Here is a 24,007-nt window from a genome sequence, read left to right as displayed (position 1 = left end):
ACGAGGCCGATGTGGCCTATGTCACAAAAATGTCGCCGGAGATTTGTCCGTCCCTGCGAACTCGCCGAGCGTGCGTTCGGAAAATCCTTGGTCAGATCAACCCGCGCAACTCGTCGATCAGCCGGCCGCACTGCTCCTCCGTTCCGACCGTGATGCGCAGGAAGTCCGCGATGCGAGGCTTCCTAAAATGCCGGACCAGCACGCCGCGCTGGCGAAGTGCGGTCGCGAGATCGGCACCGCTCCGGCTCCGATGACGTGCGAACACGAAGTTCGCGAGCGAGGGCAATACCTCGAAGCCGAGTTGCCCGAGATCGCGCGCGAGCACGTCGCGGCTTGCGATGATACGGGCGCGGGTCTCGACGAACCATTCCACGTCCTCGATCGCGGCGACCGCGCCGGCGATAGCGAGACAGTCGACGGGATAGGAGTTGAAGCTGTCCTTCACCCGCTCCAGCGCCTCGATCAGCGGCCGTCGGCCGATGGCAAAGCCGACCCTGAGGCCCGCGAGCGAGCGCGACTTCGAGAAGGTCTGGATGACGAGCAGATTGTCGTGGCGTGCAACGAGCGGCACGGCGCTCTCGGCGCCGAAATCGACATAGGCCTCGTCCACCACCACCAGCCGGTCCGGATTTTCCGCGAGCACCGCAGCGATCGTCTCGCGCGGAAGCGCGATACCGGTGGGCGCGTTCGGATTGCAGAGCAGGATGGCGCTCGACGGCCGCCTGTAGTCGGCGGTCTCGATCCTCATCGCGGCATCGAGCGGCACCTCCTCGTACGCTATGCCATAGAGGCCGCAATAGACCGGATAGAAGCTGTATGTGACATCCGGAAACAGAAGCGGCCTATCGTGCTTCAGAAGCGCCTGGAAGGTGTGGGCCAGAACCTCGTCCGACCCGTTGCCGACGAACACCTGCTCGGGCGCAACGTTATGATAGGACGCGATCGCCTCGCGCAGGCGCGTGGCGTGCGGGTCGGGATAGAGGCGCAGCCGCTCCGCAGCCGATGCGATTGCTGTCAGCACGCGCGGCGAGGGCGGATAGGGATTCTCGTTGGTGTTGAGCTTGACGACGCCGTCCTGCTTCGGCTGCTCGCCCGGCACGTAGGGCGAAAGCGTGTGGACGACCGGACTCCAGAAGCGGCTCATGATCTCCAATCCGGGTTGATCCGGCACAGTAGGGCATGCGGGGCATCGGCGGAAGTGCGCCGCCTTCAGCATCCTTGGCAGATCCGCACGGGCCTCATGGCCGGCGACGTTCCCCCAAGCGCGGCCTTCATGCTAGCCTCATCGTGCAAACGCAAGACCTGAAGACAACAAAGAAGGCCGGCGCGCCACAAGGCTGCGCAGAAGAGCCGCAAAGAGAGGAACACATGCCGGGTGCAGCCCTTGTCACCGCTCCCTCCATTCCGACCGCGCCCGTGACGCCGGCCGTTCTCGATCGGCTGCAGGCCATCGTGGGCGACAAGGGCTTGATCCTGGACGAGCACGACAAACGGCCGTTCGTGACCGACTGGCGCGGCGAGCTCGCCGGTCAGGCTGCAGCGGTCGTGCGACCGGCCAGCACCGCGGAAGTCTCCGCGGTCGTCAAGCTCTGCCATGACAACGGCATTGCCATCGTTCCGCAGGGCGGCAACACCGGCCTGATGGGCGGTGCCACGCCATGGCCTGCGCATCGCGGCATCCTGCTCTCGCTCGGCCGCATGAACCACGTGCTGGATGTCGATCCCGTCGGCTACACCATGACCGTGGAGGCGGGCTGCATCCTCCAGACGCTTCAGGACGCGGCCGCGCGCCATGACCGCCTCTTTCCGCTCAGCCTGGGTGCACAGGGCTCGTGCATGATCGGGGGCAATCTCTCCACCAATGCCGGCGGCGTGCAGGTGCTGCGCTACGGCAATGCGCGCAATCTGGTGCTGGGTCTCGAGGTCGTTCTGGCCAACGGCGATGTCTGGGACGGGCTGCGGGCGCTCAAGAAGGACAACACCGGCTACGACCTCAAGCACCTGTTCATGGGCGCCGAAGGCACGCTCGGCATCATCACCAAGGCGGTGCTGAAGCTCTGGCCCGCGCCAAGGGACGTCTGCACGGCATGGCTCGCGATCCGCGATCCCAGCGCGGCGATCGAGCTCCTGTCGGAGGCGCATGCGGCGTCCGACGACAATGTCGGCTCCTGTGAGCTGATGAGCCGCGCATGCACCGACATGGTGCTGCGGCATATTCCCGGCACCCAGGATCCTCTCAAGGCGGAGACCGATTGGTATCTCCTGCTCGAATGGTCGTCGGCCCGCCCGCGGCAGGACGGCGGTGCGGGCATGTCGGACAGGATGGAGCAATTCCTGGCCGATCAGCTCGAAGCGGGCCGCCTGCTCGATGCGGTGATCGCGCAAACCGAAACGCAGTCGCGCAACATGTGGCGCATTCGCGAAAGCGTGGCCGAGGCCTCGCGCGCCGAGGGGCCGGGCCTGAGCTACGACGTGTCGGTCGCGATCTCCCGGATTCCCGAATTCATCGACAAGGGCCTGAAGTCCGCGCTCGACATCCTGCCGACGATCCGCCCCTATCCGCTCGGCCATATCGGCGACGGCAATGTGCACTTCTCCTTTATGGGTCCGAAGGGCATGGATCGCGAGACGCTCGGCCAGTATTCCCCGGCGATCACGCGGGCCGTCAACGACCTCATCACGTCCATGGGCGGCTCGATCTCGGCCGAACACGGCATCGGCATCGAGAAGCTCGACGAACTCCAACACTATCGCTCGAGGACCGAGCTCGACATCATGCGCACGATCAAGCGGGCGCTCGACCCCGACAACATCATGAATCCGGGCAAGGTGCTGCGTCTCGGGTGAGCGAGGGCCGGCGGCATAGGTCGGCCGGCCGTCCGGGAGCATCGGGGGGCGGGATGTGGTGCAAACCCGGCCAAACAGGCCACAAAGGTGCCAAATCATGCCTTTTCGCCGCGGACGAGCGGCTTTATTCCCGCCATGGATGCTTTAAGGAAAGGCAGGATCAGGTCGCAGGCGCCCGTTGGCGGTGCTAGACCCTGATGCAGGAACAATGGGGCCGGGCCGGTGGCCGGCTGGCCCGCAAGGATGAAGGATATGAGGCAATGATCCAGAGCGTTGGCATCATCGGGGCAGGGACCATGGGGAACGGCATCGCGCAGATCTGCGCGGCGGCGGGGCTTTCGGTCGTGATGGTCGATATTTCCGATGCGGCGGTGAACCGCGGCCTGTCGACCGTTGGCGGCAGCCTCGAGCGCCTGGTCAAGAAGGAGAAGATGTCGGCCGCCGACCGCGAGGCGACGCTCAAGCGCATCACCGGCACGACCGACCGGGCGAAGCTGTCGGATTGCGATCTCGTCATCGAGGCCGCCACAGAGAACGAGGAGCTCAAGGTCAAGATCCTGAAGGACCTCTGCGCGACGCTGTCGCCGCGCACGCTGGTTGCGACCAATACCTCGTCGATCTCGATCACCAAGCTCGCGGCCGCGACCGACCGTCCCGACCGTTTCATCGGCATGCACTTCTTCAACCCGGTGCCGGTGATGGCGCTGCTGGAGCTCATCCGGGGCTTGCAGACCTCCGACGACACCCATGCCAAGGCGCTCGATTTCGCCCAGCGCGTCGGCAAGGTGGCGATCACGGCCAAGAACAGCCCGGGCTTCGCCGTCAACCGCATCCTCTGCCCGATGATCAACGAGGCGATCTTCGCGCTCCAGGAAGGCATCGCGACAGCCGAAGAGATCGACGCCGGCATGAAGCTCGGCTGCAACCACCCGATCGGGCCGCTGGCGCTCGCCGATCTCGTCGGGCTCGACACCATGCTGTCGGTGATGGAGGTCTTTTACAAAGGCTTCAACGATCCCAAGTATCGGCCAGCGCCGCTGCTCAAAGAAATGGTCGATGCCGGCCATCTCGGCCGCAAGACCGGGCAGGGCTTTTATACTTACAGCGCCTGATCGAGGCGTCGGCGGCGGGCGATGAACGTCCGCCGCCAAGTCCTGCAATTTGCGCTGCGACAAAGACGCCGCGCGCAATGAGCCCGACAATGTCGAACGGGCGACCTCGCGGGAACAACGGAACGGATAACAAAGGACATGTCGGATCGACTGAAGGCCGAGCGGGAAGCTGCGGCCGCGCGGCGGAACCTATTGACCCAGGATGCGATCGAGCGCACCGGGATCACCGAGGAGATGATCGGGGAACTCGTCACTCACTTCTACGGGCGCGTACGCGAGGACGCGCTGCTCGGACCGGTGTTCGCGATCGTGCAGAATTGGGACGAGCATCTCGCCAAGCTGAGGGATTTCTGGTCGTCGGTCGTGCTGATGAGCGGCCGCTATCATGGCTCGCCGATGCGGGCGCATCTGCCGCTGAATCTGATCGGCGGCCATTTCGATCGCTGGCTCGATCTGTTCGAACAGACCGCACGCGACGTGTGCCCGCCTCCCGCGGCTGCACTCTTCATCGACAAGGCGCGTCGCATCGCCGACAGTTTTGAAATGGCGTCGGCAACTGTTGCGGGCCGTATCGCTTCGCCGCGTCACGTGCTCAGGTCTTGAAATACAAAATGCCTGCCTGAGAAACGTGCAGCCCGCATCGCGTCGTGGCGTTGCACCAATTCCTGCATCATCGGTCTGATCTGCAAAATCATCATGCTGTTCGCGCAATGCGATGTAGAATTTGCGAAAACGCGCTTGAACGCGTTCAGTCGCGTTCAATCAACGCGAGCAAAGACATATTGATGCACTGCGGCGCCAAGTCTTCGCCTTGTTTTCGGCAGAGTTCCGGCGCCTGCTAGCGGGCATGGCGCGTGCATCGTTCGACACCACATCTTCACCCTCCGAGAGTGCTGCGGAACCTGACGTCGACGCGGGCACGGAGCAGACGCGGCGAACGCTGCTGCTCGGTGCACTCGCCACAACCGCATGCCTCGGCTGTTCCTCCCAAGCGCGCGCCGGCGAGGATGCGCCCGGCTCCGACGAACGGCCGCAGAAGGGCGACGTGCTCGTCTTTTCCGAAGGCGATCAGGAAGGCAAGCCGGTCACGTTGGTCGACCTGCCGGCCGGCGGGCCGCCGGTGCATGCCTGGCCAAAGGATCCCAAGACATCGGTGGTGCGCAGTGCGTCCCGGCTCAACGAGATCCTGATCATCCGCCTCGATCCAGCCGAGCTCGACGAAAAGACCCGCGAGCGCGCGGTCGATGGCATCCTCGCCTATTCGGCGATCTGCTCGCATGCCGGCTGTCCCGTCACCGCCTGGGTGAAGAGCGATGTCGGCGACAAGGAGGTGTTCAAGTGCATGTGCCACAACTCCGAATACGATCCTCGCGCGGGGGCGCAGGTCGTGTTCGGGCCGGCACCGCGGCGGCTCGCAGCGCTGCCGCTGGCGCTTGCTGACGGCTCGCTCAGCGTCGCCGGCAACTTCATCGGAAAGGTAGGTGGCGCGCAGCCGGGATGATGGACGGTGCGGGGTATGCCCGCGTCACGAGAGGCCGCATCCGCCGAGGGGCGGACGACGGGACGAACGACAAGAATTCAAATCAAGAATTCAAAACGGATGAAAAAGGGGAACGTCCATGAAAACGTCCAAGGAAGCGTCCAAGCAAACGTCGATCGCCAGAAAGCAATGGTACCTGTCCGGCTTCGTCGCCTTCACCTGTCTTGCCGCGACCGCCGCGACGGCCGGCCCGATCGAGAGTTATTCTCCGGTCACCGCGCAGCGGTTGGAAAATCCGGAGCCCGCCAACTGGATGCTCTACCGGCGGACCTATGACGGGCAGGGCTACAGCCCGCTCGACCAGATCAACGCCTCGAACGTGAAGAATCTCACGCCGGTCTGGACCTTTGCCACCGGCGTCGTCGAAGGCCACGAGGCGCCGCCGATCGTCAACAACGGCGTGATGTTCGTGGCGACCCCGATGGGGCAGGTGATCGCATTGAACGCGAAGACGGGCGATGAATATTGGCGCTACAAGCGGCAGCTCCCCGACGATCTGTTCCAGCTGCATCCGACCAGCCGCGGTGTCGGCCTCTGGGAGGACAAGCTCTATCTCGCCACCACCGACGACCACGTCGTCGCACTCGATGCCAAGACCGGCAAGGTGGTGTGGGACACCAAGGTGCAGGATTACAAGAAGGGCCAGTACATGACCCTGATGCCGCTGATCGTCGACGGCAAGGTCATCGTCGGCGGCTCCGGCGGCGAGTTCGGCGTGCGCGGCTATGTCGCCGCTTTCGACGCCAAGGACGGCAAGGAGCTGTGGCGGACCTACACCATTCCCGGCGAAGGCGAGCCCGGTCACGACACCTGGCAGGGCGACGACTGGAAGAACGGTGGCGGCTCGGCCTGGATGACCGGCAATTACGACAAGGACACCAAGACGATCTATTGGGGCGTCGGCAACGCCGCGCCCTGGCCCGGCGAGATGCATCCCGGCGACAATCTCTATACCTCGTCGGTGCTCGCGCTCGATCCGAACAACGGCAAGATCAAGACCTATCACCAGTACCACCAGAACGATTCCTGGGACTGGGACGAGGTCGAGGCGCCGATCCTGATCGACCTGCAACGCGACGGCCGCAACATCAAGAGCCTGGTCCATCCGGGACGTGATGCGATCTTCTGGGTGCTCGAACGCACGCCGACCAAGATCAACTACGTCGCGGGCTGGCCGTTCGTCTCCACCGATGTCTGGAAGGGCATCGATGCCGAGAGCGGCAAGCCGATCGTCGATCCCGCACACAAGCCTGTCATCGGCAAGCGCGTCGAGTTCTGCCCGTCGCTGTGGGGCGGCAAGGACTGGCCGTCGGCGGCCTATAGCGAAAGGACCAAGCTCGTCTACGTGCCCGCCAACGAGAATTTCTGCGGCGGCTTCACCGGCGAGAAGCTTCCGCTGAAGCCGGGCGAACTCTGGCTCGGCACCAAGCCGGAAGATATCGGCTTGAAAGCGAAGCCCGGCGCAGATCATTTCGGTGAGCTGCAGGCGTGGGATCCCGCCACGGGCAAGAAGGTGTGGCAGCACAACTTCCCGAAGTCGCAGCTGTTTGGCTCGGTCACGGCAACCGCGGGCGATCTCGTCTTCGCCGGCGGCACCAACGACCGCAACTTCCGCGCCTTCAACGCCAAGACCGGCGAGCTGTTGTGGGAGCAGAAGACCAACTCCGGCATCATGGGCATGCCGGTGTCCTATGAGGTCGACGGCACCCAGTACATTGCGATCCAGTCGGGATGGGGCGTGGACGCGCAGCGCATCCAGGATGCGCTCGCCACCAACAATATCGGCATCGAATCCAACGTGCCGCAGGGCGGCGTGATCTGGGTGTTCGCGCTGAAGAAATAGCTCCGCGGGCGGATCGACGAAGGCGGAGCAGCAGGGGGGTGGCGAATGCGGCGGACGGAAACGTCCGCCGCATTTTTCGCGCGGTCTCTCTTTCGTTCCCTTAGGAACCAGCGTCGTCCTCACTCACAATAGCTATTTCCCCTGCCGCTCCACCTTGTCCTTCTCCTTCTGGTTCATCTCCCGAACCTTGGGATCCGGATTGTGCTGCCCGGTGGTCTGGGTCGTCGACGCCGGCGGGGCGTTGGCGTTGGGTAGCGAGTTCTGGTCCGGCGCGGTGGGGCGCGTCGCCGTGGTCGGGGGCGTGGTGTTGCTCTGGGCGAATGCGCCCGCGGCCGTCAAAAGAAAGGCGCCCGACAGCGAGACTGCGAGCGCCTTTGAGATGTTGATCATCGATCTGCTCCTGTCAGATCGATGGAAACGGCGCGAGGCCGCCTCTGTTCCGTTCTCTCACGCCTCCAATTGCTTGCCGATCGGCAAGCTCCGGATGCGCTTTCCGGTCGCCGCGAAGATGGCGTTGATCAGCGCTGGCGCGAACGGCGGCACGCCGGGTTCGCCGACGCCGCTCGGCGGCGTGTCCGGGCCGGGCGGCACAATGTAGACGTTGGTCACGACAGGAGATTCGTCCATCCTGATGACCTGGAAGTCGTCGTAGTTCTTCTGCTGCACCTTGCCGTCCTTGAACGTGATCTCGCCGTATTTGGCGATGCTCAGGCCCATGATCGCCGCGCCCTCGATCTGCGAGGCGATGCGCTCGGGGTTGACATAGGTGCCGCAGTCGATCGCGGTGTCGACCCGCGGCACTGTCAGTTTGCCCTTCTCATCGACGGCCGCCTCGACGATGGTCGCGATGTAGCTGACGAAGCTGCGATGCACGGCGATGCCGAGACCGTGGCCCTTCGACACCTTCCGTCCCCATTCGCCCTTCTCGGCGACCAGCTCGACCACCTTGCGCAGCCGCGCGGTGTCGATCGGGTAGCTGTCAAGGGGCTCGCCATAGTTCCAGAGGTCCTTCACCGCCGGCTTGACGATGCGCGGACTTCCGATCAGCGCGAGCAACGTCTCCTTCTGGTCGCGACCCGTGGCCTGCGCGATCTCGCCGACCATCGACTGCACAGCGAAGGCGCGCGGGATGTTCGAGACCGAGCGGAACCAGCCGATGCGGGTGTGCGCGGCCGCTTCCGGATTCTCGCAAGAGATGTTGGCGATCTCGAACGGCATGTCGACGAGGCCCATGCCGATTTCGAAAGGCGCCTGGTGCACCGTGCCGGCCGCAAAGGTCGAGGCGATGCTGGGGGCCACGCTGCGGTGGCGCCAGGCGATCACCTTGCCGCTCTTGTCGAGACCGGCCTCGATGCGCTCGACCGAGACGGTGTGCAGGAAGCCGTTGTGGATGTCGTCCTCCCGCGTCCACTGCACCTTCACCGGCGCGCCGAGCTCCTTCGACAGCAGCGCGGCTTCGAGCGCAAAGTCGCATTTCGACTTGCGACCGAAACCGCCGCCGAGCAGCGTCACGTTGACGGTGACGTTCGCTTCCGGAATGCCGAGCGTCTTGGCGACGTCCTCGCGCGTGCCGCCCGGGCTCTGCACCGGCGCCCAGATCTCGGCCTTGTCGCCCTTGACGTCGGCCACCGCCACCGGCGGCTCCATGCTGACATGGGCCAGATGGGGGATGTAGTACTCGCCGACGATGACCTTGTCGGCGCCCTTCAGGGCGGCGTCCGCATCGCCCTCCTGGCGCAGGACCAGGCCGGGCTTGCGCGAGGCCTCCTCGAGCTCCTTGCGGTAGGCAGCCGACTCGTACTTGCCGTTGGGACCGTCGTCCCAGGTCAGCTTCAGCGCGTCGCGGCCCTTGATCGCCGCGCCGGTGTTGCGCGCGATCACGGCGACGCCGCCGAGCGGCTGGAACTTCGAGGGCCACGGCCAGCCGCGCACCTGCATCACCTTTTCGACGCCGGGCACCTTCAGCGCCGCGTCCGGCTCGAACTTGACGAGCTTGCCGCCGGTCACCGGCGGCCGCGCGATCACGGCGTACTTCATGCCGGGCAGACGCACGTCGGCGCCGTATCGCGCCTTTCCGGTGGTGATGTCGTGGAGATCGACGATGCCGATCTGGCCCTTGCCGAGATAGCGGAAGTCCTTGGGGTCCTTCAGCTTGAGGCCTTCGATGCTCGGCACCGATTCCTTGGCGGCGTCGGCAGCAAGCTCGCCGAAGCCGAGCTTGCGTCCGCTGGCGCTGTGGACGACCTCGTGATTGACGGCCTTGACCTCGGTCGCCGGCACGCCCCAGCGCTTGGCCGCGGCCTGCTCCAGCATGGTGCGGGCGGAGGCGCCGATCTGGCGCATCGGGATCAGATAGTGCCGGGTGCTGCGCGAGCCGTCGGTGTCCTGGTTGCCGAACTTGACCTCGTCGCCATGGGCCTGCTGCACCTTGACCCGGGACCAGTCGGCTTCCATTTCCTCCGCCACGATCAGCGGCAGGCTGGTGCGCACGCCGGTGCCCATTTCCGAACGGTGCCCGACGATGGTGACGATACCGTCCGGGGCGACCGAAACGAACACGCGCGGATCGACCACGACGCCGTGCGGCATCTTTCCGGCGCCTGTCTCGTAGGCGAGCGCCTGGCGTGACATCACGGGCGCGGCAAGCACGAAGCCACCGGTGACGCCGAGCCCCTTCAGGATGCTGCGGCGCGAGACTTTCTCCACCCTGATGTTCTTTTCGAAGCCGCGAAGCTTGCGGGGATTGTCGATGAAATTCATGTCACACTCCCGTCGATGCGAGATGGACTGCGTTCTCGATGCGCTGGTAGCAGCCGCAACGGCAGATGTTGCCGGCCATCGACTCGCGGATCTGGTCGTGCGACGGCTTTGGGTTGTCCATCAGAAGCGCCGCGGCCTGCATGATCTGGCCGGCCTGACAGAAGCCGCATTGGGGAACATTGACCTGGCGCCAGGCCTTTTGAACCGGGTGATCGCCGGTTGGGTGCAGCCCCTCGATCGTCGTGACCTCGCGCCCGGCGACGTCGTTCACCGACGTGATGCAGGCGCGCACGGCTTGCTTGTCGACGATGACGGTGCAGGCGCCGCACAGGGCCTGGCCGCAGCCGAACTTGGTGCCGGTCAGCCCGGCTTCGTCCCGCAAGAACCAGAGTAGCGGGAGATCCGGGTCGCCGTCCCAGCTCTGTTCCTGGCCATTGATCTTCACCTTGATCATGATCGTCCCTCGCTCTTCATAAGCATCTTGATTGAAATCCGCCGATGTCGGCGGGCGGTGGTCCGTGGCATTGCTTCGCCGCCTGCCGTCGTCCCGCACGGGCAAATCCCGGAGGGAGGCAGGAACGTCGATGACGATGTCTGGATGTTCTCGATACCTCCCGTTTTGTTCTTAATTGTTTTGAACGTCGTGCGGCATCGTGACGGCGCGAACGTAGCAGAGATCGCGCCGACCCGGCGTTCACAGCCGAGTGTTCTCACCGGGAAAAGATTGCATCGATGGTTTGTCAAAAGCAGGGCGCGAACATCGCGCCGCGTGCATCGCGCGGCCGCAAATGCGCCTTGCAGCAAAAAGGCTTCGTCCGCCAGGAAAACTGCGCGGACGAAGCAGGATGCCTCAGTCGAGGGAGGGAGAAACGCAGGGACCGCAAACCTCAAGCAGGAAGCGTGCGGCACTGCGCAGTCATTCAGAGACCAGGACTGAGGGAGCCGACGGTTCTCGCCAGTCCAGCGCAGGCGAGGAGGCGGCTTCGCCGCGATCGTCCGGGAGCCAGGCCCGTCCGGTTCGCTGGGAGTGGGGGAGGGGGAACCAGCGATCGGACGGGCGTGGCGAGAGCGTAGGCCGCCGGCTCAGGCGGCCTGTTCAGTTCAAGCTGCCTTGGCTTTGGCCACGTGGGTCGCGATCGCGTCCATCAGCGCCGGCGACAGGCAGTCATACGGCTCGAGCCCGATCTCCTTCAGCCGCGCACGGATGCCGGCCATCTGCTCCGGCTTCACGCCGGATTCGATCACCGAGGAGACGAAGGCGGCGAATTGCGGCGCCTGCGATCCCTGCTCCTGGAACAGTTCGGGATGGATGAAGTCGAGGCCGTAGAACGGATGGTTCTTGTTCTCGATGCGGCCGTACATGTGCGTGCCGCAGGCCTTGCAGGCATGGCGCTGGATCACCGCCGAGGGGTCGACGATCTGGAGCTTGTCGCCGTTCTCGAGCACGGTCACGTTCTGGCGCGGCACCACGGCGACGACGGAGAACGTCGCGCCTTGCGGCTTCCAGCATTTGGTGCAGCCGCAGGCGTGGTTATGGGCGACGTCGCCCTTGATGCCGACCTTGACCGGATGGTCGCTGCATTTGCAGACCAGGGTGCCGCCGGCAAAGCTGCCGCTACCCTGTTTGACGCCGTTGTCGATCGATGGATGGAGTGCAACAGTCATGGGTCGATCCTCCTGGGTGTGATGTCTGTAGGCTAGTATACGACGACTGAACGGATGGATTTGCCCTCGTGCATGAGGTCAAAGCCCTTGTTGATCTCCTCGAGCTTGAGCACATGGGTGATCATCGGATCGATCTGGATCTTTCCGTTCATGTACCAGTCGACGATCTTCGGCACGTCAGTGCGGCCGCGCGCGCCGCCGAAGGCCGTGCCGCGCCAGTTGCGCCCGGTGACGAGCTGGAACGGGCGGGTGGCGATCTCCTTGCCGGCTTCGGCGACGCCGATGATGATCGAGGTGCCCCAGCCGCGATGGCAGGCTTCCAGCGCCTGGCGCATCACGGTGGTGTTGCCGGTGCAGTCGAAGGTGTAGTCGGCGCCGCCATCGGTGAGGCCGACCAGGTGCTGGACGATGTCGCCGGTGACCTTCTTCGGGTTGACGAAGTGGGTCATGCCGAACCGGCGGCCCCAATCCTCCTTGGAGTCGTTGATGTCGACGCCGATGATCTTGTCGGCGCCGGCCATCTTGGCGCCCTGGATGACATTGAGGCCAATGCCGCCGAGGCCGAACACGACTACGTTGGCGCCCGGCTCGACCTTGGCGGTGTTGACGACGGCGCCGACGCCGGTGGTGACGCCGCAGCCGATGTAGCAGCTCTTGTCGAAGGGCGCGTCCTCGCGGATCTTGGCGACCGCGATCTCCGGCAGCACGGTGAAGTTCGAGAAGGTCGAGCAGCCCATGTAGTGGTAGATCGGCTTGCCCTTGTAGGAGAAGCGGCTGGTGCCGTCGGGCATCACGCCCTTGCCCTGCGTCGCGCGAATCGCGGTGCAGAGATTGGTCTTCTGGCTCAGGCAGCTTTTGCACTGCCGGCATTCCGGCGTGTAGAGCGGGATGACGTGATCGCCCGGTTTCACCGAGGTCACGCCGGGGCCGATCTCGCGGATGATCCCGGCGCCCTCATGGCCGAGGATCGACGGGAAGATTCCCTCGCTGTCGAAGCCGTCGAGCGTGTAGGCGTCGGTATGGCAGATGCCTGTTGCCTTGATCTCGACCAGAACCTCGCCGGCCTTGGGCCCTTCCAGGTCGACTTCGATGATCTCAAGCGGCTTCTTGGCTTCGAAAGCGACTGCGGCACGTGTCTTCATTGGTAGCTCCTCAAATTCTCGTAAGACGCCAGGAAGTAGTCTCGGCAGTCCCTGTAGCGTTCATTTCTTGCCCATGCAGGCGTCTTCCGCCTTGGTGTAGGCCTCGGGTTTCTCCTCCTTCTTGGAGGGACGCTGCCGGCCCCAGGCTTCGGTGGAGCGCGCGCGCAGATAGACGTACAGATCGTCCATGTAGCAGGCGACGTTCGGATTGTCGCCGAAGGCCGGCATGACGTTCTCCTGCGCCGTCGAGATGTTCTTGCGGCCGGAGGCGATCACGCCGAGGAAGTCGCCATAGCTCATGCTTTTGACGGAATCCTTCAGCGCCGGTGCGTAGGTGGATCCCATGCCGTCGGGGCCATGGCAGACGTGGCAGTCGGAGTGATAGCGGCGGTAACCGGAATAGGTGAACCAGTCCACGGTGCCGTCGGCCGAAATCTTGTAGGTCGGGTTTCCTTCCTTATCGAGCCATTTGCCGTCTTCTTCCTTCTTCACGGCGGCCGGGTCGCCCGGACCGTCCGCGGTCGCAATTCCTCCCGACGCAACGAACATCATCGCAGCAATGACAAAGCAGATTTTACGCAAGAGTTTTTTCCTCGGAAGGCGTTCGGTGGAGACGAGCCGGCGCGTGGAGCGATCCACGCGCCGGAGCGATGCTGAAGGGCCTAGTTGGGCAGCGAGAACACGGTCAGCGTACCGCCGAGTGCCGTGTAGTTGCTGAGGGCCGCGTAGCCGCCGACTGCGCCGAGACCGGCGGTCGGATCAGTCAGGCCTGCGGCGAGACCAATGCCGGCCCAGCCACCGACGCCGGAGAGCACTGCGACATACTGCTTGCCGCCGTTCTCATAGGTCGTGACGTTGCCGATGATGCCGGACGGAGTCTTGAACTTGTAGAGCTCCTTGCCGGACTTGGCGTCGACCGCCTTCAGGTAGCCTTCGAGCGTGCCGTAGAACACCACGCCGCCGGCGGTCGCGAGCGCACCCGACCAGACCGAGAACTGCTCCTTGTTCGACCAGACGATCTTGCCGGTCTTGCCGTCCCAGGCGATGAAGTTGCCCATGTGGCTTTCACCCTGCGGCGGATACATCGAGAGCGTCGCTCCCACATAGGGCTGGCCCGCGGTGTAGCTCACCTTGAACGGCTCGTAGTCCATGCAGACGTGGTTGGTCGGAACGTAGAACAGCTGCGTGTCCGGCGAGTAGGCTGCCGGCTGCTCGTCCTTGGTGCCGAGCGCGGCCGGGCAGATGCCCTTCACGTTGTGGTCTTCACCGGCCTTGTCGGTCGAAGCCGCGTCGAGCACCTTCGGACGGCCATAGGTCGGCGAGTTCTTGTCCATATCGACGCCGGAGGTCCAGTTCACCTTCGGATCGTACTTTTCGGCGACCAGCAGCTCGCCGCTCTCGCGGTCCATGGTGTAGGCGAGACCGTTGCGGTCGAAATGGGTCAGGAGCTTGCGTGCCTGGCCGTTGATCTGCTGATCCGAGAGGATCATCTCGTTGACGCCGTCATAGTCCCACTCGTCGTGGGGCGTCATCTGATAGACCCACTTGGCTTCGCCGGTGTCCGCGTTGCGCGCGAAGATGGTCATCGACCATTTGTTGTCGCCCGGACGCTGCTTCGGATTCCAGGTCGAGGGATTGCCCGACCCGTAGTACACGAGGTTCAGAGCGGGATCGTAGGACATCCAGCCCCAGGTGCAGCCGCCGCCGATCTTCCACTGATCGCCCTGCCAGGTCTTCAGCGAGGAGTCAGCGCCGACCGGCTTGCCGAGCGCGGTGGTGGCAGCGGTGAACTTGATCTGGTCGTCCGGACCTTCGGAGAAGGCGCGCCAGGCCTGCTTGCCGGTCTTGAGGTCATAGGCGGTGACGTGGCACTGCACGCCGAACTCGCCGCCGGAGATGCCGACCAGGACCTTGTCCTTGACGACGAGCGCCGCCGAGGTGCCGGTCTCACCCTTCGCAGGGTTGCCGTTGGTCGAGCTCCAGGCCACCTGGCCGGTCTTGGCATCGAGCGCGACGAGGTTGGTGTCGGCCTGATGCAGGATGATCTTGCCGTCGCCATAGGCCAGGCCGCGATTGACCGTGTCGCAGCACATCACCGGGATGACGTTCGGGTCCTGCTTGGGCTCGTACTTCCAGATGATCTTGTTCTCGTTGGAAAGGTCAATGGCGTAGACCTTGTTCGGGAACGGCGTATGGACGTACATGACGTTGCCGATGATCAGCGGGCCGCCTTCATGGCCGCGCAGAACGCCGGTCGAGAAGGTCCAGGCGACCTGGAGCTTGCCCACGTTCTGTGCGTTGATCTGGTTCAGCTTGGAATAGCGGGTATTGGCGTAGTCCCCCGCCGGCATGACCCAGTCTTTCGGGTTCTGCGACATCTTGATCAGCTCGTCATTAGCTGAAGCGCTGCCGACGGCGAGAGCCGCCGCGGAGCCAAGATAGGTCGCCAGTAGCACCTTGCGCATAGTCATTTCCTCCGTTGGTCTCGTTTATTGTTTCCGAAGCAATGCTCAATCACCGGGCTTCTCGTCCGGCGTCTGCTCGTGCAGGGCGGTCACGATTGGGACCAGAAACGATGCTGTGCTGTTTCCTCCTCCTGATGAGAGCCACGGGTCCACGTGCAGGAGCGGCCCGTTCTTGTTGTTCCTGACGCAATCCCTAGCCACTTCGCCACCGGGAAACTTGCCCAAGAGAGAAGGCGGTTTGCTCGACAGCGCACGGAGGCGAAGATTTTGATTTTGCAGTAGCGAATTCAGCGGCTTCGGTAAGCCTTTTGCACCGCCTTCTACGCTCAGGTTCCCCTTGACGGCGCTGCAACTAAGGCGGAGGATTAAGTTTCAAGAGTGGCAATGGAACGATGGCGCTCGTTGCAAAAGACCACTCAATTTCGAGGTAAACGTCACGCAATCACGGCTGAGGGCTCCGGCAGCGCTGGTCGCGATTCGCGTCGAATCTCCGGATCAAACCAGTGGCTGGATTAATGTCCGACACAATTCACACGCTCTCGACGACCGGAATGACGCCGAAGCGGCAGATCCAGAGTTGGATCGACGGGCTGACGAGCCTGTGCGGGTATTTCGACGTCGATCCGCTGGAGGCGTCCTCGCTCGAAGGCCGCATCGACTACACCACGGTCTCGCGCCTGAAGCTCTGCCAGATCGAGGTCAGTCAGCACCGCATCGCGCACACGATGGCGCGGGCCAAGGCCAATGAACACCCGTACATCAAGATTCACTTCCAGACCTACGGCGTGTCCTATTTCGAGCAGGAAGGCCGCCACATCGAAATCAACCCCGGCGACATCATCGCCTATGACGTCTCCTGCCCGCATTCGATCATCAGCCCCGCCTTCACGCGTCACGACGTGGTGATCGTGCCGAAGGCGCTGCTGCGCGATCGCGGCTTCCCCTCGCAGCGGATGCCTGCGTGCAAATTGTCGGCGAAGACAGGGACGGGGCGGATCGCCCACGATTTCGTCCATGCGACCTTCGACGAGGCGGCAAAACTGTCGGCGAACAGCGCGGTCGGCGTCGCCGATTCTCTGATCGACCTGTTGCTGCTGCCGCTGCGCGAAGCCGATACGATGTTCGACCGTGTCGGGCCCGAAGCGATGTATGTGCGCGCCCAGTTCTTCATCCGTGAGCACCTGCGCGATCCGGACCTGTGCATCGACCAGATCTCCGCCGAACTCGGCTGCTCCAAGCGCTATCTGCACATGCTGTTCTCCGAGCGCGGCACCACGGTGAGCGACTACATCTGGCAGGCGCGCTTGCAGAACTGCCGCCAGGAGCTCGAGGCCCACGCCGGCAAGACCATCACCGACGTGGCGTTCTCCTGGGGCTTCTCAAGCTCGTCGCATTTCAGCCGCGTGTTCCGGAAATATTTCGGCGTGGTGCCGTCCTCGATCCACAAGGCGCAGCAGAGCACGGCAAGCTCGAGCGGGCATTAGGCGCATGCCTGAGAACTTCCGGCGCGGTGGCCGACGCGCTTACGTTTTCGCCGCGATATAGGGAATGCTGGCCACGAGAGCGACGAGCAGCGCCGCATTGCCCAGCATTCCGCTCCAGTGCAGCCGGCGCAGCCGTCGCGGGGCCTCGGCATCGCCGGCATCCCTCGCGCTGAGCTGGTCGTCCATCCGTCGCATGAACCACCCGCGTCCCCAGATGGCCAGGGCTGCGATGATTCCGACGCCCATCGCGGCGAGCAGGCGGCCGTCGAGGAGGAGAGCCGCCATTCCGACGACGCCGGCAACGCGCATCACCAGGAAATGGGCATTGAACATTCCACGCAGCAACTGGGCGACGGGCTTGATATCGAGCTTCACCAGCAGGAAGGCGGGCGATGCCAGCGTGAAATAGCCCATCGGAAAGAGCAGGACGACCATAACGGCGACGGCGACTGCATCCGGTGTCATGCGATCGGCCCCTTTTTGACCGCCCTTGCAAGGCTTCCGGCGGCGCACAATCATAGCGGGAAAATGCGTTCCCGACACTAGGCTTTGGTCGGACGCCGGGCCGGGATGGGAGCAACTGGCGCGCCGGGCGGCGGCTCGAATTCAAGCCGGCTCGAGGCCGAGCGACTGCGCGCTCTCGATCCAGATCGGCAGCTCGCGCTGGTACAGCGCGTTGCTTTCCTTGAATCCGATCGCGGGCTCGAGCACGAAGGTCGCGAGAACCTCCTTCACCTTCAGATCGCTGTTGGCGGCGACACAGAGCTCGGCGAGGCGATCGACCACCGGCTGCGGCGTCGCCTTCGGCACGGCCCAGCCTGAGAAACCGCTCACCGTGAAGAATTTTGACGTCGCGCCCTGTTCCGGCAGCGTCTTGACGTTCGGGATCGCGTCGACCTTCTTCGAATGCACCGCAAACACGGTGCCGCGGTCGCTTTGCAGAACCGACTGCGCGGCCGTGTAGCTGCCCATGGCGGCATCGAGCGTGCCCTCCAGCATTCCCGTCCACATCGGCGCCTCGCCGCGATAGTGCACCGGCTCGATGTTGAGGCCGTACTGCTTGTTGAGCTCGTTGATCGTCATGTGCGGCGACGAGCCCGCGCTGTAGGTGCCGAAATTCACCTTGCCGCTCTTGCGCGCAAACGCGACGAAATCCTCCAGCGTCTTGACGCCGGTCTTGGGGTTTGCCACCAGCAACAGTCCGGCGCCCGGAATGACGCTGACGAGGGTCAGGTCTTTGTCCATGTCGTAGCCCGGGTTCTTCATCACCACCCGGTTCATGATGTAGGTGGTCGAGATCGAGCACAGGATCGTGTGGCCGTCGGGCTCCGCGCGGGCGACTTCAGCCGTGCCGATCGCGCCGGAGGCGCCGGGCTTGTTCTCGACAACGACGGTCTTGCCGACCTGCTTGGAGATGAATTCGCCGTAGGCGCGCGCCAGCAGGTCGGTCTGTCCGCCGGCCGGGTAGCTGCAGATCATGCGAATCTGCCGCGACGGCCACGTACCTTGTGCCGAGGCGCTGCGCGAGACAAAGGGCATCGCGAGTGCGGCGCTGCCGGCGGCGACGAAGTGACGGCGATCGAGTTTTGCGGACATGATTCTCTCCCGGATTTTTGCCGAAGGTACTGCATCAGGCTGGCGCCGGCATGGCCCGGTGGGCGAGACAGATTGGCGCATTCGGTCAGGCTGGCGCGGTGCTCATGTGTGCGTCACCCGGACGATCGCACCTGTCGCATGACCCGCAGCCAGACGATCTCGGTCAGGGCCACCGCGATCAGGCCGAACGTGCCGCCGATCAGCACGTTGATGATGCGCTCCTCGGCGATGCCGCTGGCGCCGCCGGCAAAGGAGGCGGCGAGCGCAATGAACAAGCAGCGCAGGCCGAAGCCGAGGAAATAGCGGGAGAACGAGATCAGCGTGAGGGTGGCCGCGAGAACCGCAACGGGCGATCCAGTATTCCAGAGGCCGGCATTGAAGAGTTCGCTCTCGCCACGTCCGCCGCGGCGTACTGGATGCCCCGGTCAAGCCGGGGCATGACACCGCGTAGTGTGGAGGCACGTGAGCCGCCTCTACTTCCGAATGATCTTCATCCAGACATCGCCGAGGATCGCGGGCTCGCGCGGCGGCAGATAGGTCAGGCCGGCCTGCTTGCCGAACTCTGCGATCTTGCCGTCCGCCGCAAGCTCCGTCAGCGCCTCGTTGACCGCGTCGATCAGGGTTGGGTCGCTGGCGAGTCCGACGTAACCGCGATTGGCGCCGATCGGGTAGTAGTAGCCGGACGCTGCGATCGCCGTATCAGGATGCGCGGCGCGATAGGCGTCGAAGCGCGCAAGGTCGATCAGCGTTGCGTCATGGTCGCCGCGGTTGAGCGCACCGAGGAGATCGTCGCGGCCGGGGACGAGATGGGTGATGCTGTCGATCAGGCGCCCCTTGTCGAAGGTCATCAGGATGGCATCGCCGAGCGAGCCGCTTTCGATCACCAGGCGGAGGCCGGTGAGATCGCCGATGTCGGCGATCTTGCGCCCCTGCGCCTTCGGCCCGAGCACCACTGTCATGGGCGAATAGACGTAAGGCCGGCTCGGCGCGAGCACGCCGAGCGCGACGCGGCGGCGGCGGTCTTCGCGGGTGGCCCCGGCAAAGTCCGGCAGGCGCGCCGTCTTCATCCCGGGCTTCACGAGCGAATCCTGCGTCAGCGCATAGCCGCCGACCAGCGAGCATCGACCGTCGGAGAGCAGTGCATTGGCCTCGAGCTGCGGGCTGGAATCCTCGTCCAGCTTGCTTTCGAACCACTGGATTTTCAGCTGCCGGCCAAGACGCTCCGCGATCGCCTGCGCCAGCAGCACGTCGAAGCCGGCGTCCGGCTTGCCCTTGCGATGCGCCGAGAGCGGCGGCCGGTCCTCGTCGAGGCAGATGCTCAAGGGATCGGCCGCGCGCGCGGGCGTCGCCAACGCGGCGAGCAACGCGGCAAGACCGAGCGCCAGCCGGCCCCTCACGGTTTCCTCCGGCTCGAGACGAAGGCCCAGAGATCGCCGATCTCGTCGTCGCTGAGGATGTCGCCCCAGGGCGGCATCTTGTTGTTCTTGCCGTTCTTCACGGTGGTGACGAAACGCGTCTTGTCGTCGGGGAAGACGCGCAAATCCGGTGTGATGGTGCCGGAGTTCATCATGTTGGGACCATGGCAGTGCGAGCATTTCGAAGCATAGGTCGACTTGCCATGGTCGATCTGCGCCTGCAGGGGATTGCCGGTTGCGTCATCCGCGGCCCGAACGGTCGCCGCAAGCGCGACCGTCAGCACCCCGACGGTGGCGATCGTCGCCACCGTCTTCTGAGCTACGTCTTTCAGCATCGTGCCGTGGTTACTGCTTGACCGCAAAAACCCACAGCGAGCCGCCGGGCGGCACCTTGGCAAGTCGCTCGTCGCCGGAGAACAGCGAGTAGACGCCGCCATAGCCGGACGTCACGGCGACGTATTGCACGCCGTCCTGCTGCCAGGTCACCGGTTGTCCCTCGATGCCCGAGCCGGTCTGGAACTGCCAGAGCTTCTTGCCGGTGTCGGCGTCGAACGCCTCGAACTCGCCGGTCAGCGCGCCCGTGAACACCACGCCGCCCGCGGTCGACAGCACGCCCGAGAAACGCGGGATGTCGGCGGGAGCTTCCCACTTGGCCTTGCCGGTCATGGGATCGATCGCCTTCAGATGACCGCGCGGGCCGTCACCCCATTCCCAGAGGTCGGTGAGGTCCATGCCGAGATACCATTCACCCTGCTTGAAGGTGACGGGCTCGGTCTTGTACCTGCCGCCGAAGGCGAGGGTGTTGGCATAGGCGAGGCCGGTCTGCGGGTTGAACGACATCGGCTCCCAGTTCTTGCCGCCGAGGATCGATGGATAGACCGTCACCTTCTTGCCATCGCGCGCGTCCTTCGAAACGTCGGTTTCGATCGGACGGCCCGTTTTCATGTCGATGCCGGTCGCCCAGTTGACCTTCACGTAAGGATTGGCCGCGAGCAGCTTTCCATTGGTGCGGTCGAGCACGTAGAAGAAGCCGTTGCGGTTGGCATCCATCAGGACCTTGGTCGGCTTGCCCTCGACGTTCATGTCGGCGAGCACCATCTCGGCCACCGAGTCATAGTCGAACGGATTGTTCGGCGAGAACTGGTAGTGCCACTTGATCTTGCCGGTCTTGGGATCCATCGCCAGCACGGAGCATGTGTAGAGATTGTCGCCGGGGCGCACCGCCGAATTGAACGGGCCGGGATTGCCGATGCCCCAATAGACCGTGTTCAGCTCAGGATCGTAGGACCCGGTGATCCAGGTCGAGCCGCCGCCGAGCTTCCAGGTGTCGCCCTTCCAGGTGTCGCCGCCTGCCTCGTCCGGCGAGGGAATCGAATGCGTGCGCCAGAGATGCTTGCCCGTCGCCGGATCCCAGCCGTCGATGAAGCCGCGGGTGCCGAACTCGGCGCCGGAGATGCCGGTGATGACGACACCGTCGGCGACCAGCGGGGCCACCGTCATCGAATAGCCTTCCTTGATGTCGGCCGCCTTCTGCCGCCACAGCTCCTTGCCGTCCTTGGCGTCGAGCGCGATCACGTTGGCATCTAGCGTGGTGCGGAAAACCTTGCCGTCATAGAGCGCCGCGCCGCGGTTGATGATGCCGCAGCAAACGATACGCGGCGTCTCGGCGGGGTACTCGACCTTGGATTTCCAGATCTGCTTGCCGGTCTTGGCGTCGACCGCCATGGTCGCGTTGTGCGAGGTCACGTAGATCACGCCCTGGTACACCAGCGGCTGCGATTCCTCGCTGCGATCGTCGTTGAAGGAGTAGTTCCAGACCGGGACGAGGTTCTTGACGGTGTCCTTGTTGATCTGGTTCAGGGTCGAGAAGCGCTGCAGATTGTAGCCCATCCCGTAGTTGAGAACGTTCGATGTATCGGTCGCGCCCTTGACCAGCTGCTCGGTGGTCTGTGCGTACGCACAATTCGATGCAAGCATGACGAGGCTCGCGGCCATCGCAAAGCGTTTCATCCGTTCCTCCCAATATGCGCGCCTTTTGACGCTGCGACAGCAACACTCCGCCCGAATGCAAAACGCGTCAATACGAAAGTCGAATGCGCGCTGCCGATATGTTGGATGCCAGATGCCGGTCACCTGACGGAGACCTTACAGCCTGCTCTCACTTGTGCGCAGGCGCTGGAAAAATTCCGCGGCATGATGCAGTGCCGGACGCAGCTGCGGGCAGTTGGGTTCCCTGAGGTTGCGGCGCGCAGGTTGCAATTCCGCTTGAACCGGGGCTCGCCTTGCGGACTTAATGTTGTTTGATCCCGCCCGAATCGGGGCTCTTGGTCTGGGAGGTCATGATGATATCGCGTCGCTCTGTTGCGCTTGCGCTCACGCTTGCAGTTCTGTCCGGTCCGGCCTGGTCGGCATCCGCCGTCAAGATGTTCGATACCGACAATGACGGCACGCTCGATCTGGCCGAGGTGAAGAAGGCCGCGACCGCGCTGTTCGCAAAACTCGATCCCGATCACGACGGCACGCTGGACGCGCGCGAATTGCGCGGACGGTTGACGGCCAAAGAGCTCGCCGCCGCCGATCCCGATCGCGACGGGACTCTCACGCTGGACGAATATCTGTCCGTGGTGGAGCAGCGCTTCAATGCGGCCAATCCCGACAAGGACGGAACGCTGGATGCAAAGGAGCTCAACTCGCGCGCAGGCCGCGCGCTGCTGCGCTTGTTGCGGTGAGTGCGGCAGCGCTTGACTGGGAGCGAAGGCGATTTGCACGAGAGCGAAATTCGCAAGCAATATGCGACAGTTCGCTGTATCGTCGGTTCGATTCCAGCTTGCGCTGTGCTTGACGCAGCCCTAGGTTTTGCCCCGCGCGATGTCGCGCTCAATACCTTGGGGAGACCCCGAATGGCTTGGAAAGCTCCGAAGATCGTGGAAGTGCCGGTCGGCATGGAAATCAACATGTACGCCTGCGCTGCGCGCAAGTAAGACTGACGAACCTGCCGCGGCTTCGGTGGCGAATGCCATCGGAGCCGTGGTAGTGTTCGCCGGATGCGCATTGGAGCTCACACAATTTGGATGGCGGTCGCGTGCACGGTTGCGCTCCCGCCGGCATGCGCCAGGGCCGAGGAGGGCTTTGACACCGAGCATATCTTCGGCTTCATGATCGGCACCGACGTCGGCAACGTCGGCGAGCGCGAATTCCAGACCCAGACGACAGGGCGCTTCGGCAGGGGCGGGGGCACTTATCGCGCCCTCGAGCACGAGGTCGAGATCGAGGTCGTGCCGCTGCCGAACTTTCGCATCGAGCTCGGCGCCACCGCCAGCCTGCACGACATCACGGGCGTTCCTGACATCGACGACCGCCGCCAGTTCAACTTCCAGGGCGCCTCGCTCGACCTGCGCTATCGCCTGCTCGACCGCGAACGGTCACCGTTTGGGTTCACGGTCGCTGCCGAGCTCCACGGCGACCGTATCGATGAGACCAGCGGCGCGAAGGGTCGGATGTACGGCACCGAATTCACGCTCGCCTTCGACCGCGAGCTCGTTCCGAACTTCGTCATCGGCGCGCTCAATTTGATCTATCAGCCGGAATGGGCGCGCTTCGAGGTTGCGGGGACGTCCGAGAAGAGTTCGACGATCGGCGCTGCGTTCGCCGCCTTGGCGCGGGTGCGCCCCAATGTGCTGCTCGGCGGCGAGATGCGCTACTTCCGTCAATATGAGGGCATTGGCCTTGGCGAGTTTTCAGGCCAGGCCCTGTTTGTCGGCCCAACGGCGTATTTCCAGCTATCGGAGAAATCGCGGCTGACCATGAGCTGGAGCATGCAGGCCTGGGGCCGCCCGGCCGGCTCAGGCGGCAATCTCGACCTCGTCAATTTCGAGCGGCATCAGGCGCGATTGGTGTTCGGAGTGAATTTCTAGGGCTCGCTCTTCGCCTCTCCCCGCTTGCGGGGAGAGGCCGGAATTTGCGAGAGCAAATTCCGGGTGAGGGGGACTCTCCGCGAGTCCGTCTCACATTTGAGTTCGCGGATCGAACCCCTCATCCGGCGCTTCGCGCCACCTTCTCCAGCAAGGGCAGGGCTGTCCGGGGAATGATTCACTGTGTCGCAGCGCATGCCCGGCTATTCCAGCAGGAAGCAGGTACT

At 64.1% G+C, this 24,007-nt stretch carries 22 protein-coding genes and 1 pseudogene; 9 read left to right on the top strand and 14 right to left on the bottom strand.

All coding sequences use genetic code 11. The features are described from left to right. Positions 1 to 91: 91 nt before the first annotated feature. Positions 92 to 1,144: a histidinol-phosphate transaminase gene (gene hisC, locus JQ592_RS27135; protein WP_211405839.1), complete on the bottom strand. Its 1,053-nt coding sequence runs from the start codon at positions 1,142 to 1,144 to the stop codon at positions 92 to 94. A 224-nt stretch (positions 1,145 to 1,368) separates the two neighbouring features. Between hisC and JQ592_RS27130 the strand changes: the two genes are divergently transcribed. The 5 genes from JQ592_RS27130 to JQ592_RS27110 all read left to right on the top strand — a co-directional run bounded on the left by JQ592_RS27130 (position 1,369) and on the right by JQ592_RS27110 (position 7,342). After that, positions 1,369 to 2,847: an FAD-binding oxidoreductase gene (locus JQ592_RS27130; RefSeq protein WP_211405838.1), complete on the top strand. Its 1,479-nt coding sequence runs from the start codon at positions 1,369 to 1,371 to the stop codon at positions 2,845 to 2,847. 260 nt (positions 2,848 to 3,107) lie between these two features. Further along, on the top strand, positions 3,108 to 3,959 hold the full coding sequence (locus JQ592_RS27125) for a 3-hydroxybutyryl-CoA dehydrogenase (RefSeq protein WP_211405837.1): 852 nt from the start codon (positions 3,108 to 3,110) through the stop codon (positions 3,957 to 3,959). 138 nt (positions 3,960 to 4,097) lie between these two features. Then, complete coding sequence (locus JQ592_RS27120) at positions 4,098 to 4,562, top strand: group III truncated hemoglobin (RefSeq protein ID WP_211405836.1); 465 nt, start codon at positions 4,098 to 4,100, stop codon at positions 4,560 to 4,562. Positions 4,563 to 4,806: 244 nt separating this feature from the next. Next, positions 4,807 to 5,460, top strand: a complete 654-nt coding sequence (locus JQ592_RS27115; protein ID WP_211405835.1) for a ubiquinol-cytochrome c reductase iron-sulfur subunit — start codon at positions 4,807 to 4,809, stop codon at positions 5,458 to 5,460. Between the two features lie 118 nt (positions 5,461 to 5,578). Further along, the gene (locus tag JQ592_RS27110; RefSeq protein ID WP_246820697.1) at positions 5,579 to 7,342 is read left to right on the top strand and encodes a methanol/ethanol family PQQ-dependent dehydrogenase; all 1,764 of its coding nucleotides are present in this window, start codon (positions 5,579 to 5,581) and stop codon (positions 7,340 to 7,342) included. A 132-nt stretch (positions 7,343 to 7,474) separates the two neighbouring features. On the opposite strand, the gene JQ592_RS27105 is transcribed toward JQ592_RS27110, so the two are convergent. From JQ592_RS27105 to xoxF5, 7 genes are all read right to left on the bottom strand, one after another. Beyond that, complete coding sequence (locus JQ592_RS27105; RefSeq protein ID WP_211405834.1) at positions 7,475 to 7,732, bottom strand: hypothetical protein; 258 nt, start codon at positions 7,730 to 7,732, stop codon at positions 7,475 to 7,477. Positions 7,733 to 7,789: 57 nt separating this feature from the next. Beyond that, on the bottom strand, positions 7,790 to 10,102 hold the full coding sequence (locus JQ592_RS27100) for a xanthine dehydrogenase family protein molybdopterin-binding subunit (RefSeq protein ID WP_211405833.1): 2,313 nt from the start codon (positions 10,100 to 10,102) through the stop codon (positions 7,790 to 7,792). 1 nt (position 10,103) lies between these two features. Next, positions 10,104 to 10,556, bottom strand: a complete 453-nt coding sequence (locus tag JQ592_RS27095; protein WP_211405832.1) for a (2Fe-2S)-binding protein — start codon at positions 10,554 to 10,556, stop codon at positions 10,104 to 10,106. A 647-nt stretch (positions 10,557 to 11,203) separates the two neighbouring features. Then, complete coding sequence (gene gfa / locus JQ592_RS27090) at positions 11,204 to 11,767, bottom strand: S-(hydroxymethyl)glutathione synthase (RefSeq protein ID WP_211405831.1); 564 nt, start codon at positions 11,765 to 11,767, stop codon at positions 11,204 to 11,206. A gap of 32 nt (positions 11,768 to 11,799) precedes the next feature. After that, the gene (locus tag JQ592_RS27085) at positions 11,800 to 12,909 is read right to left on the bottom strand and encodes an S-(hydroxymethyl)glutathione dehydrogenase/class III alcohol dehydrogenase (protein WP_211405830.1); all 1,110 of its coding nucleotides are present in this window, start codon (positions 12,907 to 12,909) and stop codon (positions 11,800 to 11,802) included. A gap of 60 nt (positions 12,910 to 12,969) precedes the next feature. Then, positions 12,970 to 13,461 carry a c-type cytochrome, methanol metabolism-related gene (locus tag JQ592_RS27080; RefSeq protein WP_211405962.1) on the bottom strand — a complete coding sequence of 164 codons (492 nt, stop codon included), beginning with the start codon at positions 13,459 to 13,461 and terminating at the stop codon, positions 12,970 to 12,972. A 110-nt stretch (positions 13,462 to 13,571) separates the two neighbouring features. Next, the gene (xoxF5, locus tag JQ592_RS27075; protein ID WP_211405829.1) at positions 13,572 to 15,374 is read right to left on the bottom strand and encodes a lanthanide-dependent methanol dehydrogenase XoxF5; all 1,803 of its coding nucleotides are present in this window, start codon (positions 15,372 to 15,374) and stop codon (positions 13,572 to 13,574) included. 515 nt (positions 15,375 to 15,889) lie between these two features. Between xoxF5 and JQ592_RS27070 the strand changes: the two genes are divergently transcribed. Further along, entirely contained in the window at positions 15,890 to 16,858 is a 969-nt protein-coding gene (locus JQ592_RS27070) for a helix-turn-helix domain-containing protein (protein ID WP_211405828.1), read from the top strand. A gap of 39 nt (positions 16,859 to 16,897) precedes the next feature. On the opposite strand, the gene JQ592_RS27065 is transcribed toward JQ592_RS27070, so the two are convergent. The 6 genes from JQ592_RS27065 to JQ592_RS27040 all read right to left on the bottom strand — a co-directional run bounded on the left by JQ592_RS27065 (position 16,898) and on the right by JQ592_RS27040 (position 21,879). Further along, on the bottom strand, positions 16,898 to 17,323 hold the full coding sequence (locus tag JQ592_RS27065) for a hypothetical protein (RefSeq protein ID WP_211405827.1): 426 nt from the start codon (positions 17,321 to 17,323) through the stop codon (positions 16,898 to 16,900). 141 nt (positions 17,324 to 17,464) lie between these two features. Further along, entirely contained in the window at positions 17,465 to 18,454 is a 990-nt protein-coding gene (locus JQ592_RS27060; protein ID WP_211405826.1) for a Bug family tripartite tricarboxylate transporter substrate binding protein, read from the bottom strand. A gap of 113 nt (positions 18,455 to 18,567) precedes the next feature. After that, positions 18,568 to 18,729, bottom strand: a complete 162-nt coding sequence (locus tag JQ592_RS27055; RefSeq protein ID WP_246820696.1) for a hypothetical protein — start codon at positions 18,727 to 18,729, stop codon at positions 18,568 to 18,570. Positions 18,730 to 18,927: 198 nt separating this feature from the next. Further along, the gene (locus tag JQ592_RS27050) at positions 18,928 to 19,851 is read right to left on the bottom strand and encodes a transporter substrate-binding domain-containing protein (protein ID WP_211405825.1); all 924 of its coding nucleotides are present in this window, start codon (positions 19,849 to 19,851) and stop codon (positions 18,928 to 18,930) included. Next, the gene (locus tag JQ592_RS27045) at positions 19,848 to 20,204 is read right to left on the bottom strand and encodes a c-type cytochrome (protein ID WP_211405824.1); all 357 of its coding nucleotides are present in this window, start codon (positions 20,202 to 20,204) and stop codon (positions 19,848 to 19,850) included. Before JQ592_RS27045 ends, JQ592_RS27050 begins: the two co-directional genes overlap by 4 nt. Before the next feature lie 10 nt (positions 20,205 to 20,214). Beyond that, complete coding sequence (locus tag JQ592_RS27040) at positions 20,215 to 21,879, bottom strand: methanol/ethanol family PQQ-dependent dehydrogenase (RefSeq protein WP_211405823.1); 1,665 nt, start codon at positions 21,877 to 21,879, stop codon at positions 20,215 to 20,217. 332 nt (positions 21,880 to 22,211) lie between these two features. Between JQ592_RS27040 and JQ592_RS27035 the strand changes: the two genes are divergently transcribed. From JQ592_RS27035 to JQ592_RS27025, 3 genes and pseudogenes are all read left to right on the top strand, one after another. After that, complete coding sequence (locus tag JQ592_RS27035) at positions 22,212 to 22,598, top strand: calcium-binding protein (protein ID WP_211405822.1); 387 nt, start codon at positions 22,212 to 22,214, stop codon at positions 22,596 to 22,598. A gap of 171 nt (positions 22,599 to 22,769) precedes the next feature. Next, a complete protein-coding gene (gene pqqA / locus JQ592_RS27030) occupies positions 22,770 to 22,850 on the top strand; it encodes a pyrroloquinoline quinone precursor peptide PqqA (RefSeq protein ID WP_012029362.1) in 81 nt (26 codons plus the stop codon). Positions 22,851 to 22,875: 25 nt separating this feature from the next. After that, a pseudogene (locus tag JQ592_RS27025) lies at positions 22,876 to 23,783 on the top strand (hypothetical protein). Positions 23,784 to 24,007 lie beyond the last annotated feature (224 nt).

The sequence above is a fragment of the Bradyrhizobium iriomotense genome (assembly GCF_018129405.1).
Classification (GTDB): domain Bacteria; phylum Pseudomonadota; class Alphaproteobacteria; order Rhizobiales; family Xanthobacteraceae; genus Bradyrhizobium; species Bradyrhizobium iriomotense_B.
This window is presented reverse-complemented; position numbering and strand designations above follow the sequence as displayed.